This is a genomic window from Secundilactobacillus malefermentans DSM 5705 = KCTC 3548 (genome assembly GCF_001436395.1).
GTDB classification, from domain to species: Bacteria; Bacillota; Bacilli; order Lactobacillales; family Lactobacillaceae; genus Secundilactobacillus; species Secundilactobacillus malefermentans.
Genome location: NZ_AZGJ01000042.1, coordinates 1 through 16,295 on the forward strand (window position 1 = coordinate 1; position 16,295 = coordinate 16,295).

Sequence of the window (16,295 nt, forward strand, 5' to 3'; positions counted from 1 at the left end):
TCCAATTATCGGGGTTCACTTCATAATTGATCAAAACTCTTTTTTATACTGCGTGGATAAACGGCTTAAGGGGTGCCATGCCAAACTGATTTGCTTCATACAATAAAATATTTGCACATGCCAAGCTATCATCTAATGCATTGTGATGATGCTCAAGCTCAATTCCAAGCGCATTACTGACAGTATCCAATTTATGATTTGGAAGCTGTGGGAAAAATTGACGACTAGTTTTAACCGTGTCCAACGTTAAGTATTGCGCACGAGGTAGCATAAAATGTTCTAAACTGCGCTTGAGGACGCTGTTATCAAACGCGGCATTGTGGGCAATGACTAATTGCTCTTGATTAAAGAGTGGTGAAATGTGTTCCCACATCTCAGGAAAAGTGGGCGCGTCCAAGACATCTTTTTCATGAATTCCATGAATTTGCGTGTTCCGCCAGTTAAATGGCGAATCCGGCTTAATGAGTGAATAGAATTCATCCACTACTTGGTTACTTTGCACTATTGTAAGTGCTAATGAGCAGGCACTATCCCGATGACCGTTTGCAGTTTCAAAATCCATTGCAATAAAATTCATAATTATCTTCCTTTATAAATTGAGTCCTTAGACTTCAAGATTGTGGGTCATCAGCACGACTGGACAATGATCAGATCCCATGACGTTTGTTAATATATTAGCATCTGAAATGCGAGGTGCAAGCGATTTGCTTGCCAAGAAGTAATCGATTCGCCAGCCGGAGTTAACTTCTCTGGCCTTTGTTCGATAGCTCCACCAAGAGTATTTTTCTTTTTTGTCTGGGTAAAAATAGCGATACGTATCAATAAATCCGGAATCTAGAAGTGTCGTAAAATTTTCACGTTCTTCATCGGTGAACCCTGCGTTGTGGTGGTTTGATGTTGGGCTTTTCAAATCAATTTCACTATGAGCAACGTTTAAGTCGCCACAAATAATGACCGGTTTACGTTTGTTTAATTTTAATAGATAGGACTGAAAGGCGGGATCCCATTGCATTCTAAAGTCTAAACGCTTGAGTTCGTGTCCAGAATTGGGCGTATAGCAAGTAACTAAGAAAAACGATTTATATTCAAGCGTAATGGTTCGACCTTCATGATCCAGTTCAGGGACATTTATTCCGTAATGGACGGATAGGGGTTCGTGCTTTGTAAAAATACCTGTTCCGGAGTAACCCTTCTGTTCAGCATAATTATAATATTGATGGTAATTTGGCAAATCCAAAGAAAGCTGGTTTTCCTGCATCTTTGTCTCTTGAATACAAAAGAAGTCTGCGTCAAGTGCCTCAAACTCTGCTTCGAAATCCTTTTTGACGACAGCTCTCAATCCGTTTACGTTCCACGAAATAAATTTCAAGTTAATTCCCCCATTTCAATCATAGTATAGCAAAAATTAGAAGAAAGACCCAGTAAGGTCAAGTAACATGGTATGCGCAACCATAGTGCTCGTGGTAAACTAGTAATAGTTTATTTTAATCGAGAATAACGAGTGAGGATATGAAAATGACAGAGAACATTGAGAAAGAATTCCCGGAACTGACTTTTTTGAAAGATGAGCCATTATCACGTTATACAAATACGAAAACCGGTGGAAAAGCAGATTTATTAATTTTCCCCACATCAAGTGAAATTGTTCAGCAATTATTAAGCTATGCTGATAAACAAAATCTTCCCGTTACAATCATTGGAAATGCTAGTAACTTGATTGTAAAGGACGGGGGCATCAATGGCCTCGTCATTATCTTAGCCAAAATGAATAACATTGTGAGCGATGGTTTAACGGTGACGGCCGATGCTGGGGCTTCGATTATTGCGACAACCCAATTTGCACAAAAAGCATCCCTTACTGGCCTAGAATTTGCGGCTGGAATTCCCGGTAGCGTTGGCGGAGCCGTTTTTATGAACGCAGGGGCTTACGGCGGAGAAATTAGCGAAGTTGCCTCTAAAGCGACCGTGATGACTCAAAATGGTGAAGTTAAGGAACTTAACCATGAGGAATTAGACTTCGGTTACCGCCACTCAAGCATCCAGGATCACCACGAGGTTGTCATTTCAACTACCTTTAAGTTAAAAAAGGGGAATCCTGATCAAATTCAGACCCGAATGGATGAATTGAATGCAAAGCGAGCAGCTAAACAGCCACTGGAATTACCATCATGTGGTAGCGTCTTTAAACGACCAACTGGCCATTATACAGGGCAATTGATTCAGGAAGCAGGCTTGCAGGGACTCAAATGGGGTGGCGCGCAAGTCTCCACTAAACACGCTGGTTTCATTGTGAACATTGATCACGCAACCGCGACAGATTACTTAGATTTAATTCATCATATTCAAGCAGTTGTTTACGAAAAATTTCAAGTACACCTAGAAACTGAGGTACGAATTATCGGAGAAGACGCTAAGTAAATAAGGACAGGGGGAGATTGTAAGTGCCAATTGTAGAAGCCGTTATATTGCTAACCACATTAGTCTTAGCATCAAATATTATTAGCCACTACCTAACCTTTATCCCCGTTAGTTTAATTCAAGTAACCCTGGGATTAGTCATTGCAATTGTTTTTAACGTCAAAATTGAACTAGAAACAGATTGGTTTTTACTACTGTTTATTGCGCCACTGTTGTTTAATGATGGTCGGCGATTCCCGAAACAAGAACTTTGGAAGCTAAGGGGACCCATATTTGCAAACGCAATTTTGCTAGTTTTCATTACAACCATTGCGGGTGGATTCTTAATTTACCTTATGATTCCCAAGATGCCACTGCCAGTTGCAATTGCGTTGGCAGCTATTCTATCACCTACTGATCCAGTTGCCGTTCAATCTATTTCTAAACGAGCTAAGTTACCAGATGCGATTCTCCATTTAGTGAGCGGTGAGAGTCTGATCAATGATGCATCAGGGTTGATTGCGTTCAAATACGCGGTAGCCGCAACGGTGACTGGCTATTTCTCACTCGCTCACGCAACGAGCGATTTTTTATACATTAGTTTAGTCGGCCTGCTTGCCGGTCTGATTTTAATGTTGGCAATTGAACTATTAAAAGATATTCTGCGCCGACAAGGAATTAATGACGTGGTGTTTAATGCGGTTTTACAAATTATTACGCCATTTGTCATCTATCTAATTACCGAAGAGGTCGCCCATGCATCTGGGGTTATCGCGGTTGTGGCATCTGGAGCACTTTCACACGCGCAAGAGAATCGGCTTATTGAAGATTTACCCGAGTTAAGGTTGGTAACCGAAAATACCTGGGACATCATTATTTACCTATTAAACGGAATTGTTTTTGTAATTTTAGGGATTGAGCTTCCGCTGGCAACGCGAGAAATTATCACGAATTCTGAGTTTAGCACGATGCAGGCAATTGCCTATTCATTTGGTGCCTGGTTCATCATTTTGGTCATTAGGGTGATTTGGATATTAATTTATCAAACTATTTCGTATATTCGCAAACGAGGGAAAAAGCCCAGTTTACGGGTTTCACTATTGTCAGGACTTTCTGGTGTGCGGGGTGCAATCACAATGGCCGGGGTTCTTTCCATTCCGTTAGTGACGTCAACTGGCGCTGAGTTTCCCGAGCGTGCGCTTGCCCTATTTGTTGCGGCAGGGGTCATTATTATTAGTTTGGTAGTTGCAACGATTACGCTGCCGATTATTTCCCCAAGGGGGGGGCAACCTCTGCAAACACGAGATTCTCCAATAAACGAGGAAGTTGAAGAAGTTGAGGATGAAGAAGGCAACACCCTCATCAGTGTTGAGGAAGCAAAAGCGTACATCATGCGCTTGGCTGTTTCCAAAATTGAAGAAAATCGGCGACTCACAAATCAGCGTGCCGCATATGACCTTATTTTGGATTATCAATTTATCATTAGAAGGTTGGAGATTAATTTTAGGGATGACGAACTTATTCAAAGTACGCTGCAGGATGAAATTACACTAAGAAGAGTGGGCTATAATAGCGAGTTAGATTCATTAGAGCAGTTGTACAAGAGTCGCCAGATTTCTAGAAATAGCTATTTAGTTGTTGGTAATCGAATTCGGCGAAGTGAGCGACGCGTTGTGCAGTCATCTGGGCACCTCATGATGTGGTCACTTAGAAATGGAAGAGTCTGGGGCAGACAACTTGTTCGAAATGTCCGGATTTGGTTAATGAGTGATGATACCGCTGAGGTGGAAGCAGATATTAATTTGATTGAGCGCGAAGGGTCGAAAGCGGCTATCAAAGCACTGTCAACTTACCTAGCCCGAAAAGATGTGAATGAAAAACAGTTTGATAATCAGGCCATCTATCATTTGGTGATTCATTACCGGAATAGAATTGAACGGGCAAAATCAACTGAACAAAAGTCACAAGAAGTTTACCAAAAGCAAATTAATAAGTTACGGACGTTAGCGCTCGGAGCTGAACGAAATGGCGTACAATCGCTTCTGGAAGCAGGGAACATTACGTGGCAAATGGCTGCCAGTTTGCGGGAATATATTAACTATTCTGAAAATGTCCTGATGATGTCAGTGGATGATGACGAATAGGATGACGACACAAAAATACCTAGGATATTATCCTAGGTATTTTTATTTATCTTCAAATTTAGGTGTCTGGCGGATTAACGAGAAAAATCCAAATATAAGAAGTTGCATAATTGACAAAATGACGACAAACATCAGCATTTTAGGAGTCCACATGGTCATCAACCTATTGACGATAAAATTAGGGGAGGTAATTAAGTAGATGGTGTGAATTCTGAGAAAGCGGCCAATGAAAATTCCAATGCTAGATAGTACCGTAAGAACAATAATTATCAAGTTTCGAGCCCAAATATGATGATTGGCGAGTCGACCTGCAATAGCGTTGCTGACATGTCCTAAACTCCACATACCGAAAACGGTACAGAAAAGGGTACTAATTAGCATAAATGAAAAATAGGCCCACATGTGAATTGAAAGCTTTAGCAATCCATCAGCTGCATATGGACTTAGTAGCGAGAGATGGAATAAATCTGTCAACATGTACGGTGCATTTGGATAGAACAGCAACCAAATGACGAATGTTATCCAGAAAATAACCCGACTCTTTGGCTGGGAAGCATTCAAATGAAATCCTAATTCAATGGGAATGTAGCCCAGAAAAGTGTTTAGAAGCAGGAATTCATAGGGCTGTTTGACAAATATCCAAAGGAATGCCATCCAACCGATAAAAAATATTCTAATGAGCCAACGATTCCTTTGTGACAACGGCGAAACCTTCCTTCATCCTCTTTACTTAAATAGTAACAGAAAAGAATAATTTTGATTAGGGGTTCGTGCTAGTTTAACCAATTGCTAATAATTCAATGCCTTTTGAAATGGCGAAATTTGTCGCCTAGCGTGATATAATGGTAAACGAACTAAATTTGGAGGAAAATCAATGAATTTCAATTGGACGAACTTACTTACATGGCATAATATTGGCAATTTGCTGGACATATTAGTGGTCTGGTTTGTTGTTTATGAACTCATCATGCTGCTAAGAGGAACAAAGGCCGTTCAACTTTTTCGTGGAATCATTGTCATCATTTTAATCAAGCTTGTCAGCTGGTATATTGGCCTTGGGACCGTTTCCTGGATTATGGATCAAATTATTAATTGGGGAGTGATTGCGGTTGTGATTATTTTCCAACCGGAAATTCGCCGTGGTCTTGAGCATCTGGGTCGGGGTTCCATTTTTGTTAGAAACCGGCATGAAAATGAAGCTGAAAATAAAATGATTGATGCTTTGGATAAAGCAATTCAGTATATGTCCAAGCGAAGAATTGGTGCTTTAATCACCATTCAAATGGACACTGGATTGGATGATTACATTGAAACTGGAATTGACCTCAATGCTGAGATTACCGGTGAACTGCTAATTAATATTTTCATTCCAAACACGCCACTACACGACGGCGCGGTCATTATTAAGGACAATAAAATTGCGGTTGCGGCCGCATACTTGCCCCTATCAGAAAGCAACTTAATTCCGAAAGAGCTTGGAACACGTCACCGTGCAGCGGTTGGTATTTCAGAAGTAACCGACGCCTTAACGATTGTGATTTCGGAAGAAACGGGTGAGGTTTCAATTACCAAAAATAATGAATTACTTCGTGATATGAATCAGGATGATTATTTGAAGTTTTTCAGAAACGAACTCGTTAGTGATCAAAACGTTGAAAAGCGAAATGCCTTTACTTGGGTAGTTGATCAAGTTGAACATTTTTTCCGAGGAGGTGACGCCAAGTGAAAAATTTCTTCAATAGTAAATGGATGTACCGACTTTTCGCGCTGTTACTTGCAGTTCTACTATTTGCATATGTCAACAGTGCAAAAGTGAGCTCAACCCGTCAACAAACGAGCACCAACAGTGGAAAAACGTCATTAACGGCGACTAAGAAAGAATCGGTTCGGGTGCCACTTCAGTTAGACGTTAATTCTCAAAAATATTTTGTAACTGGCTACCCTGAAATGGTTAAAGTGGTTTTAAGTGGGCCTTCAGCTTTAGTAACCACAACTGCTAATACTCAAAACTTCAAGGTTTATGCATCATTAAAGGGACTTGGAACTGGGTTGCATAAAGTTAAGTTACATATTGAGGGACTAAATAAAGATATCCAATCACGTTTGACGCCGAGAACAATTACGGTTGATGTTCAAACTAGAAAAACGAAATCATTTAAAATTCAAACAAAATATAATTCAAATAATATAGCTGAGGGATATGTTGCTGGTAAACCAACAACTGGTACAACAAGTGTTAAGGCGACTGGTGCTGCAGGCGAAATCGCAAGAATTACGAGCGTTGTCGCCCAAATTAATGTGCCGCAACAAGCTAAAACAAGCGTTAATTCCCAGGCAATTATTGAGGCACTTGATAAAAGTGGTAAGACGGTCAACGTTATTTTGACGCCTTCGACAACGACTGCCAATCTACCGATTACGGCTAATGGCAAAACCAAAAAAGTTAATGTCAAATTTAAGGCCAAAAATGGGAGTTCTAATACAGATTACAAATTTACTAGTACAACCAAATCAATTGAGGTCATTGGCACTAGTGCAGAACTAGCTGACCTTGATGACTTGACGGTTAGTGTCGATGTTTCTGGAATTACAAAAACCAGTACAAAAACCGTTTCTTTAAATTCTAGCGAATACAATGTTAAATCGATTTCGCCAAATCGAATCAAAGTTAAAGTTCAAGCAACTGCTACAGATGATGAGTAAGATTAAAGAAGAAATGAGGATATTAAGATGAAGTATTTTGGAACAGATGGTGTAAGAGGCGTTGCAAATAAGGAATTAACCCCTGAATTGGCGTTTAAATTGGGACGCGCAGGTGGTTATGTTTTAACCGAACATGCAGAAAACCAAAATGAAACCCCACAAGTCCTAGTCGCACGCGATACTAGAATTTCTGGGCAAATGTTAGAAGAAGCCCTCGTTGCGGGTCTGCTCTCCGTTGGGATAGAAGTTCTAAAGTTAGGAGTTATTACGACTCCTTCTGTTGCCTACCTCGTTAGAACGCAAGGAGCTGCTGCGGGAGTTATGATCACTGCCTCCCATAATCCTGTTGAATACAATGGCATTAAGTTTTTTGGGAATGATGGTTACAAGTTATCAGATGCAATGGAGGAAGAAATTGTCAACATTGTCGATTCTGAAGATAAGTTACCACGTCCAGCATCAACAGGCTTGGGAACGGTTGAGGATTATTCAGAAGGTAGCCAGAAGTATATCCAATTCTTAGAGCAAACGATTTCTGGTGATTTAGCGGATATGCATATCGCCGTTGACTCAGCAAACGGCGCAACTAGTAATCTCGTTTCAAGATTATATGCAGATTTAGGATCAGATTTCGATACGATTGCAACGACGCCAGATGGATTAAACATTAATAAAAATGTTGGATCTACACATCCAGAAGCCTTACAAAAGTTCGTTGTGGAAAAGGGTGCCCAAATTGGTTTGGCATTTGATGGCGATGGCGATCGTTGTATTGCGGTCGATGAGTTAGGTAATATCGTTGATGGCGATAAAATTATGTACATTTGCGGGAAATACATGTCTGAACACGGACGACTAAAGAAGAACGCGATTGTAACGACGGTGATGAGTAATTTAGGAATGTATAAGGCGATGGAACAAAACGGAATGACCAGCGTTAAAACACAGGTTGGTGACCGTTACGTTGTTGAGGAAATGCTTAAAGATGGCTACAACTTGGGTGGCGAGCAATCTGGTCACATCGTATTTCTTGATTTTAATACGACTGGTGATGGGATGCTTACTAGTTTGCAACTGCTAAGAGTTATAAAAGAAACGGGCAAAAAATTATCAGAATTAGCTGCAGAGGTTAAAGATTATCCACAAAAGCTAGTTAATGTGAAAGTTTCCGATAAGAAGGCGGCTTTAAACAATCCTAAAATAAAGGCAATCATCGATACGGTTGAAAAAGAAATGTCAGGTGACGGACGGGTTCTCGTTCGACCTAGCGGGACTGAGCCACTTCTTCGTGTAATGGCTGAAGCGCCAACAACCGAGGCTGTTGAAACGTATGTTAATCGAATTGCTGATGTTGTAAAAGCAGAAGTTGGAATAGAATAGCTTACAAAAAGCAGAACTGATTTGAAATCAGTTCTGCTTTTTCATTTAAGTACGTATACCACTTTAGATATTTTTTATTGACAAGCATTGGTTAACACTGTAAAGTGTAGATGTTATTAAGGAACGAGAGACTGCTCAATGTCTATACCAATTATAAAAATATCTAGTAAAGGATGACTAATATGTGCGGAATTGTTGGTGTTACAGGAAACGATAATACAGTGAAAATCATACTTAATGGTTTACAGAAACTCGAATATCGAGGTTACGATTCAGCGGGAATTTTTGTAAACTCTAAAAATGGCCAGGATTACCTAGTTAAAGAAAAGGGTCGAATTAAAGACTTAAGAAAAGAAGTGGGACCAGAAGTTCACGGGACAGCCGGAATAGGTCATACTCGTTGGGCAACCCATGGTGTTGTGAGCGTGGATAATGCGCATCCACAGGTTTCTAAAGATGATCGATTCTATCTAGTTCACAATGGCGTAATTGAAAATTTCCAAGATCTTAAGAGTGATTTTTTAAGTGATGTTCCATTTACAAGCCAAACAGACACAGAAGTTGTTGTCCAGTTAATTGACAAGTTTGCTGTTGAAGATCATCTTGATGCACATGATGCCTTCGTTAAAGCACTTGGTTATTTAAAGGGATCATCATACGGCTTTCTGTTGATGGATCGTGAGGAACCGGAAACACTCTATGTTGCTAAAAATAAGAGTCCACTGTTGATTGGTTTAGCAGATGGCTACAATGTGGTTTGTTCAGATTCATTAGCAATGCTCAACGAAACACATGATTTTCTTGAACTAATGGACGGGGAAGTTGTTACAGTTAAACCTGATGAAGTTATTATTGAAAATAAAGATGGGGAAAAAGTTGAGCGGAAACCGTTCCATGTCGATATGAATGCTGATGAAACTGATAAAGGCACATATCCATTCTACATGTTGAAGGAAATTGATGAGCAACCTAATGTCATGCGCAAACTAGCTCAAGAATATCTTTCAGATACTGGAAAACCAGTAATAAGTGATGATTTATTGAATGATATGCAAGAAGCCGATCGACTTTACATTGTTGGTGCAGGAACAAGCTATCATGCTGGACTAGTTGGAAAACGACTTTTTGAAAGTATGACGCAAAAGCCAACTGAAGTTCATATTTCTTCAGAGTTTGCTTATGAGCAACCAATTTTATCAGAAAAACCATTCTTTATTTTCTTGTCACAAAGTGGTGAAACTGCTGATAGTCGAGAAGTACTAGTTAACGTTAATTCGGGAAACTATAAGAGTTTGACACTAACTAATGTTCAAAATTCAACACTTTCCAGAGAAGCAACGTATACGTTATTGTTACATGCTGGTCCAGAGATTGCGGTTGCGTCAACTAAAGCTTATACAGCGCAGATTGCATTAGAGGCTATTTTAGCAAAAGCACTTGGCGAACGTGATAACCAAATTGTTGCTAGCAATTTTGATATTCGGCAGCAATTAGGATTAGTTGCGACTGGTATGCAGGCACTTGTTGATGAAAAGAATGTGATTGAGAACATTGCAAAAGACTACTTCTTGAACACACCAAATGCCTTCTATATTGGCCGTGGACTCGACTGGACAGTTTCCCTAGAGTCAGCCTTAAAGCTTAAAGAAATTTCATACGTTCAAGCTGAGGGGTTTGCTTCAGGTGAGTTAAAACACGGAACCATTGCTTTGATTGAGGAAGGAACACCAGTGATTGGAATTATTACACAAAAAAGAACCGCTGGATTAACGCGTTCTAATTTGCAGGAAACAATGGCCCGCGGTGCTAAAACAATCACAATTGTGGCTAGCAAGCTTGCTAAGCCTGGGGACACAATTATTCTGCCAGACATTGATGAGCACCTAACGCCGTTGCTTAGTGTTGTACCAGCCCAATTACTTGCTTACTACACAAGTTTGAATAAGGGACTTGATGTTGATAAGCCAAGAAACTTGGCCAAAAGTGTGACAGTTGAGTAGCGAGACTGCCTTTTAATAGACGAATTTTGTATACCGTGTTAGAATATCTTTCGTTGAGCATTATTGCGGGAGATGATTAATATGAAATATACAAAGAAACGAGCTTCGAATAAGAAAGAAACTTCTAAAAAAGAAGCAACTTGGGAGAAGTTTAAAAATCAACAAAATGAATTAAATACCAATCGGCGGGGTCTTCGTCGTTAAAAGTTAGCTTATAAATTAAGCTAACTTTTTTGTTTGAATGAAAACACTTGTTATATTGGTCTAGATAGGTTAATATTGGACTATACCATTAATGAGTGAGGAGAATTAATTATGAAAGTTATTATCGTAAAGGATAAGCTTGCGGGCGGTAAGGAAGGCTTCAAGCTATTTGATGAAGCATTGAAAAATGGGGCTAAAGTTTTTGGCTTGGCAACTGGAAGTACCCCTGTTACAACTTACGATGAATTGACGGCTAGTGACTTGGACTTTAGTCAATCAACATCAATAAATCTAGATGAATATATTGGACTTGGCTCAGATCATCCACAAAGCTATCGGTATTTCATGCAGCAGCACTTATTTAATAAGAAGCCATTTGCGCATTCATACGTCCCTGATGGGCTCAATCAAAACACTGAAGAAGCCACTAAAAATTACGATAAGATTATTGAAGCTAATCCCATTGACCTCCAAATATTGGGATTAGGGCGGAATGGACATATTGGTTTTAACGAACCCGGAACTGACCCAAAATCGTTGACGCATAAAATCAAATTAACACAATCGACTATTGATGCAAATGCGCGATTCTTTGATAAAGCAACGGATGTTCCACAATATGCTTACTCAATGGGCATTGGATCGATATTAAAATCAAAGAAAATTTTGTTGGAAGCTTACGGTTCTGAAAAGTCGGCCATTGTGAAGGCAATGATCGAAGGACCAATTACGTCAGATGTACCTGCTAGTTACTTACAAAAGCATGCGGATGTAACAGTTGTTTTAGATGAGGATGCTGCTTCGAAGTTAGAAATAAACTAAAATTAGTTATCGAAAGCTTTGGTCAAAAGGGACCAAAGCTTTTTTATTTAGCGATTCATTAAATAAGAACGATTTCATTATTGCGGTGAACGTATTTGCCCCGTATAATTATCCTAGATATACGTTTGAAGGGAGAATCAAATGATGAAAAAGATGACACTCAAACGGGGGCTATTTTTACTGACTTCCATCGGGATGATTGCAATTGTGGGGACAATTTTTGGCAATCAGCAACAGGTACATAGTAGTACAACCACGGCAACACCGGCTCAATTTATCAGCAAGATGAGTCCTGACGTCAAAAGCGTGGCGAACAGTTACAAGCTTTACCCATCAGTTATGATGGCGCAGGCAGCATTGGAGAGCTCTTGGGGGAATAGTACATTGTCACAAGAGGCGGATAATTACTTTGGTATAAAAGGGAGCTACAGTGGTCAATCGGTTACGATGCAAACTGCTGAATATGATGCTGATGGTCAGCTTTATTATACAAATGCCGCTTTTAAAAAATATCCGAGCATCAAGGCGTCGATGACGGATAATGCAGAATTATTGCGAAATGGGCCTTCATTTTCATCCACGTACTATTCAGGTACTTGGCGAGAAAATGCCGCAACATATTCAGATGCTGCGAATGCGTTGACGGGAACTTATGCGACAGCACCTACTTATGGCGCGTCTTTAATATCGATTATTTCCCAATATAAGTTAGATACTTTACTTGATGTCCAAAACTTAGATAAGGCAACGTACTATGGCGCTGCCGGATCAGAAACCGGTACACTGAGTTCCAGCTACAGTAAGTATGTGGCTTATAATCATGTTAAGGGGACAAATGCAAATCAAACAAAGTATGCTTGGAAGACACTGAGTGGAAAATCCGGGAAAAAGGTATGGTTTGATATGCGGGCGGTTAAACCTGCCTCAAAGACCACCTGGTACCGAATACGATTTTCTAGTGCTAAGACCGCTAAAAAGTATTGGGTCTACTCTAAGGCTGTGACGTTGCCAACAACGACTTATCAATCTGGTAGCACAAACGTGACAATTAACCATGCAGTCAATCGAGAAATCCATAATCACGTCTATAATTCTAACTACCTCTCAAAGCAAATTCAGATGAGTAAAACTTTGACTGGTTCTAAATACAGTGTTGATAGCATTGCAACTCGAACCCAAAATGGCATCAAAACTACTTGGTATCGGGTTGCACTTGAAAGTAAAACAAAGGGCTGGATTTTCTCTGATGGTGTAAAAACAACCTATGATGCTGTGAAGTATACAAACGTTAAAAAATCAGGAAAACTAAGTACCTCTTATGCGAAATATACATTGTACAATCACATTAAAAACACGCATTTTAAGCAAACTGAAACGAAATGGACGGCTCTGAAAAAGGCTGTAAAGGCTAATACAGCGGTTACAATTGATGCCACTGGTGTCAAAACCAAATATGGAACTAAATGGGATCGAATTAAGTTTGCAGGATCAACGACCAAATACTGGGTTTCAGAAAAAGCAATTAAATAGGATTAATAAGAAAGTCATATTGATGGCTTTCTTATTTTTTTGCGATGTTATCAATTTGTAATATTTTTAAAGTGGGAGTAACAAGAACCATTGATAACCTATTTCTTATGTTACAAATGAGAAATATTCTTAGTTAATTAAAATTTGTTACTTGATATTTTATCTGCCATTTGTATAATAAATTTCTGTGTCAAAATGATATTGTGCGAAGGAGTTTTTTACTAGATGAAGTATTTAAGTAGGATTGGGGTAATCTTTTTATCGTTATTGGTAATAATGACTTTATTACCAAACAAGCAAACGTATGCATCAAGCCCCAAAACGTTTATCAAGAAATATAGTGATTCGGTTGAACAAGTAAGTAAAAAGTATAAATTGTATGGATCCGTGATGATGGCACAAGCTGGCCTTGAAAGTAGCTGGGGCGGTAGTCGTTTATCAAAAAAGGCGAACAACTATTTTGGAATCAAAGGATCTTACCATGGCAAGTCCGTTAGAATGAAAACTTTTGAGTATACTGCTGGTGGTGCTAGATATAGTACGACAGCAAAATTTCGTAAGTATCCAAACGCAAAGGCATCATTTGAAGACTATGCGAAGGTTCTTAGAAATGGACCTAACTGGAATCGTCAGTATTATAAGAAAACGTGGAAGGAAAATGCCAAGACCTATACGGTTGCAACAAAAGCACTTTCACATACGTATTCAACAAGTGCGGCTTATGGCAAGTCTTTAAATAGAATTATTAAGACCAATAAGCTCAAGAATTTAATTGATGACCAAATTCACTATGGTCACAAAAAGGCGACTCCTAAGGCAGCTGAAACATCAAACACTGATAACAAGACTAAAACTGGTGGCTTTCTGACAGTTGCGGGACTATTAGGTCTAGGATCGAATCAAATAGATTTTAAAGAAGCACTGAAACAAAGCCTATTTAAAATTTAATTTATAATATTTAGATTAGCTTTCTGGATTATTCCCCAGGGAGCTATTTTTTGGTATAATGACGTCTAGATATGTGCCTTATGGCAAATAAGAAATTACGGGAAGTATTCAAATGGCGGAAGAGTATAAAATAAAAGTACAAAATATAACTAAAGAATATGATTTATTTAAAACCCAATCTGAAAAGTTGAAGTCATTCTTTGCGCTCAATCGGAAAGAGGTTCCTCACTTTTGGTCACTAATGGGCGTTTCGCTAACTGTAAAAGCTGGTGAAACATTAGGTTTAATAGGGGTTAACGGATCAGGTAAGTCAACCCTTTCCAACATCATTTCGGGAATTATTCCTCAAACGACTGGGACGGTAGATGTAAAGGGCGATACCTCTATTATTGCGATTGGTGCCGGTCTTAGGGGAAACTTAACCGGTCTTGAGAATATTCGGCTAAAGGCTTTAATGCAAGGCTTAACGAATCCTGAAATCGATGCGCTAATGGACGATATTGTGTCATTTGCTGATATTGGTGATTTCTTGTATCAACCAGTTAAAAGCTATTCGAGTGGGATGAAGTCGCGACTTGGATTTTCTATTGCGGTTCACGTTAATCCTGATATTTTAATTATTGATGAGGCCCTGTCTGTTGGGGATGATACTTTCTATCAAAAATGTCTGGATAAGATTAATGAATTTAAAGCCGAAAAGAAAACAATTGTGTTCGTCAGTCATTCTTTGAAGCAGGTTGAGATGATGTGTGACCGAGTAGCTTGGATTCATTATGGAACTCTGCATCAGATTGGTGAAACAGATGAGGTTGTCGGTGATTATCGTAAGTTCACCAAGTGGTTTAAAGGCCTTACTAAAAAAGAGAAACAACAATTTCAGTTGAAAATGAAACAGGATCAAAAGAATTTTGATGTTGAGGCTTTTCAAAATGAAATTACGGAGGCCCGTCAAAAAGCAGAACCAGACAATCCTCACGTAGCAAGTGATGTAAAACGTGATCTTTATGGCTCAGTTATCAGCGAAAAAATGTCGAAACCAAACATTATTTTAACTTGGGCAGTGCTTATTTTGGTCCTATTCTTTTGTGCGGTTAACGTTTCTGGTCATTCATTGACTGAAATTATTAAGAACCCGATTAGAATTGTTCAACCAACACATACGTTACATGTGCCAGATCAAGTTAATCAAATTAAATAAATTTGCGAGGGAGAAGTCAAAGACTTTTTCCTTTTTTATTAATTAAGCATTGACAGCGCTTTCATTTACGTATAAAGTGTAACTCGTAAGGTATATTAATTACCTTCTAATCAATTCTCTTTCTCTCTTATGCCGACCACTATCTTGCCGATAGTGGTTTTTGTGTTCTAACTTTTACATTTTAAAGAAAGTGACTCACTTTAACTTCTAATTTGTTTGTAAGGGTTTCTCATTGATTAATAATATGATATACTTGTTTTTGCGTTATTAAGAAAAGGGGCCGTTAGTTTGGCATTGAAAAGTCACGAGATATTGACGCTAATTGAAGAAATTACTCGCTTAGACGGTAGTAAGTATATTGAGATTAGCAATATGGTTCAGAATGGTCGTGCAGAGCTTGCCGCAGAGCGTAGCTATATTAAGCAAGTTAGGATTCTTCAACTTAATATTCCACATTCTGTGCACGTCGCTAATTATGAACAATTTATCAACGAAACTTTTGAGATGCCAACCGAGCAAATGGATCACTTTGAAGAGTGGACCCGAACTCCGAAAATGCAAAAAGAAGTTGACATGATTCTTAAAGAAAATCACATTGGATGAAATAAAATTCAATAAGTTCTTTACAAAATCTAATAAATTATGATATAAATAATGTCATGGTGTTTATTGCCCCGTAGTTCAGCGGTAGAATAATTGACTGTTAATCAAGAGGTCGCTGGTTCGATCCCAGCCGGGGCAGTACATGAATGTTCAGATTCACTTTTGAATGTTTATTAATTAAATAGCGTTAAATGATTGCCCCGTAGTTCAGCGGTAGAATAATTGACTGTTAATCAAGAGGTCGCTGGTTCGATCCCAGCCGGGGCAGTCATCCAGAAATACATAAAAGGCAGGTAGCTCGCAATTGCGAAGTTACCTGCCTTTGTCATTGGTCTTAATCATATGGCTCTTTGTCAAATCCTGTTG

General features: G+C 39.1%; 15 protein-coding genes and 2 tRNA genes. 14 read left to right on the forward strand and 3 right to left on the reverse strand.

The genetic code is table 11. From position 1 onward, the window contains the following. Positions 1 to 43: 43 nt before the first annotated feature. Both FD44_RS07720 and FD44_RS07725 read right to left on the reverse strand, forming a co-directional pair. Complete coding sequence (locus tag FD44_RS07720; RefSeq protein ID WP_010620596.1) at positions 44 to 577, reverse strand: 3'-5' exonuclease; 534 nt, start codon at positions 575 to 577, stop codon at positions 44 to 46. Between the two features lie 27 nt (positions 578 to 604). Next, the gene (locus tag FD44_RS07725; RefSeq protein ID WP_010620597.1) at positions 605 to 1,369 is read right to left on the reverse strand and encodes an exodeoxyribonuclease III; all 765 of its coding nucleotides are present in this window, start codon (positions 1,367 to 1,369) and stop codon (positions 605 to 607) included. Positions 1,370 to 1,515: 146 nt separating this feature from the next. Here FD44_RS07725 and murB point away from each other — a divergent pair, with 146 nt between their 5' ends. Further along, complete coding sequence (gene murB, locus FD44_RS07730; protein WP_010620598.1) at positions 1,516 to 2,418, forward strand: UDP-N-acetylmuramate dehydrogenase; 903 nt, start codon at positions 1,516 to 1,518, stop codon at positions 2,416 to 2,418. A gap of 23 nt (positions 2,419 to 2,441) precedes the next feature. Continuing rightward, positions 2,442 to 4,541 (forward strand): cation:proton antiporter, encoded by a 2,100-nt coding sequence (locus FD44_RS07735; RefSeq protein WP_010620599.1) that lies wholly within the window; start codon positions 2,442 to 2,444, stop codon positions 4,539 to 4,541. A 42-nt stretch (positions 4,542 to 4,583) separates the two neighbouring features. On the opposite strand, the gene FD44_RS07740 is transcribed toward FD44_RS07735, so the two are convergent. Next, a complete protein-coding gene (locus tag FD44_RS07740; protein WP_010620600.1) occupies positions 4,584 to 5,243 on the reverse strand; it encodes a DUF1361 domain-containing protein in 660 nt (219 codons plus the stop codon). Between the two features lie 172 nt (positions 5,244 to 5,415). On the opposite strand from FD44_RS07740, the gene cdaA reads away from it, so the two are divergent. The 12 genes from cdaA (at position 5,416) to FD44_RS07795 (ending at position 16,197) form a co-directional block, all read left to right on the forward strand. Further along, the gene (gene cdaA / locus FD44_RS07745; RefSeq protein WP_010620601.1) at positions 5,416 to 6,267 is read left to right on the forward strand and encodes a diadenylate cyclase CdaA; all 852 of its coding nucleotides are present in this window, start codon (positions 5,416 to 5,418) and stop codon (positions 6,265 to 6,267) included. Continuing rightward, on the forward strand, positions 6,264 to 7,244 hold the full coding sequence (locus FD44_RS07750) for a CdaR family protein (RefSeq protein ID WP_010620602.1): 981 nt from the start codon (positions 6,264 to 6,266) through the stop codon (positions 7,242 to 7,244). The genes cdaA and FD44_RS07750 overlap by 4 nt, the downstream gene beginning before the upstream one ends. A gap of 27 nt (positions 7,245 to 7,271) precedes the next feature. Continuing rightward, positions 7,272 to 8,624 carry a phosphoglucosamine mutase gene (gene glmM, locus FD44_RS07755; protein ID WP_010620603.1) on the forward strand — a complete coding sequence of 451 codons (1,353 nt, stop codon included), beginning with the start codon at positions 7,272 to 7,274 and terminating at the stop codon, positions 8,622 to 8,624. Between the two features lie 182 nt (positions 8,625 to 8,806). Continuing rightward, positions 8,807 to 10,624, forward strand: a complete 1,818-nt coding sequence (glmS, locus tag FD44_RS07760) for a glutamine--fructose-6-phosphate transaminase (isomerizing) (protein ID WP_010620604.1) — start codon at positions 8,807 to 8,809, stop codon at positions 10,622 to 10,624. An 81-nt stretch (positions 10,625 to 10,705) separates the two neighbouring features. Next, a complete protein-coding gene (locus FD44_RS10830; RefSeq protein WP_010620605.1) occupies positions 10,706 to 10,828 on the forward strand; it encodes a hypothetical protein in 123 nt (40 codons plus the stop codon). A 111-nt stretch (positions 10,829 to 10,939) separates the two neighbouring features. Then, positions 10,940 to 11,650, forward strand: a complete 711-nt coding sequence (locus FD44_RS07765) for a glucosamine-6-phosphate deaminase (RefSeq protein ID WP_010620606.1) — start codon at positions 10,940 to 10,942, stop codon at positions 11,648 to 11,650. Positions 11,651 to 11,794: 144 nt separating this feature from the next. Further along, entirely contained in the window at positions 11,795 to 13,180 is a 1,386-nt protein-coding gene (locus FD44_RS07770; RefSeq protein WP_010620607.1) for a glycoside hydrolase family 73 protein, read from the forward strand. Between the two features lie 225 nt (positions 13,181 to 13,405). Continuing rightward, entirely contained in the window at positions 13,406 to 14,128 is a 723-nt protein-coding gene (locus tag FD44_RS07775) for a glucosaminidase domain-containing protein (protein ID WP_010620608.1), read from the forward strand. Between the two features lie 112 nt (positions 14,129 to 14,240). Beyond that, positions 14,241 to 15,326 (forward strand): ABC transporter ATP-binding protein, encoded by a 1,086-nt coding sequence (locus FD44_RS07780; RefSeq protein WP_010620609.1) that lies wholly within the window; start codon positions 14,241 to 14,243, stop codon positions 15,324 to 15,326. Positions 15,327 to 15,620: 294 nt separating this feature from the next. Next, positions 15,621 to 15,929 carry a hypothetical protein gene (locus tag FD44_RS07785; protein ID WP_033445290.1) on the forward strand — a complete coding sequence of 103 codons (309 nt, stop codon included), beginning with the start codon at positions 15,621 to 15,623 and terminating at the stop codon, positions 15,927 to 15,929. 67 nt (positions 15,930 to 15,996) lie between these two features. Continuing rightward, positions 15,997 to 16,068 (forward strand) — tRNA-Asn (locus tag FD44_RS07790). A 57-nt stretch (positions 16,069 to 16,125) separates the two neighbouring features. Next, positions 16,126 to 16,197, forward strand: a tRNA-Asn gene (locus FD44_RS07795). The last annotated feature ends 98 nt before the right edge of the window (positions 16,198 to 16,295 follow it).

What these genes read in the sequence shown, in the direction of transcription:
- FD44_RS07720 (WP_010620596.1), bottom strand. Translation starts at nt 577, where the DNA reads ATGAATTTTATTGCAATGGATTTTGAAACTGCAAACGGTCATCGGGAT.
- murB (WP_010620598.1), top strand. Translation starts at nt 1,516, where the DNA reads ATGACAGAGAACATTGAGAAAGAATTCCCGGAACTGACTTTTTTGAAA.
- cdaA (WP_010620601.1), top strand. Translation starts at nt 5,416, where the DNA reads ATGAATTTCAATTGGACGAACTTACTTACATGGCATAATATTGGCAAT.
- glmM (WP_010620603.1), top strand. Translation starts at nt 7,272, where the DNA reads ATGAAGTATTTTGGAACAGATGGTGTAAGAGGCGTTGCAAATAAGGAA.
- glmS (WP_010620604.1), top strand. Translation starts at nt 8,807, where the DNA reads ATGTGCGGAATTGTTGGTGTTACAGGAAACGATAATACAGTGAAAATC.
- FD44_RS10830 (WP_010620605.1), top strand. Translation starts at nt 10,706, where the DNA reads ATGAAATATACAAAGAAACGAGCTTCGAATAAGAAAGAAACTTCTAAA.
- FD44_RS07765 (WP_010620606.1), top strand. Translation starts at nt 10,940, where the DNA reads ATGAAAGTTATTATCGTAAAGGATAAGCTTGCGGGCGGTAAGGAAGGC.
- FD44_RS07770 (WP_010620607.1), top strand. Translation starts at nt 11,795, where the DNA reads ATGAAAAAGATGACACTCAAACGGGGGCTATTTTTACTGACTTCCATC.
- FD44_RS07775 (WP_010620608.1), top strand. Translation starts at nt 13,406, where the DNA reads ATGAAGTATTTAAGTAGGATTGGGGTAATCTTTTTATCGTTATTGGTA.
- FD44_RS07780 (WP_010620609.1), top strand. Translation starts at nt 14,241, where the DNA reads ATGGCGGAAGAGTATAAAATAAAAGTACAAAATATAACTAAAGAATAT.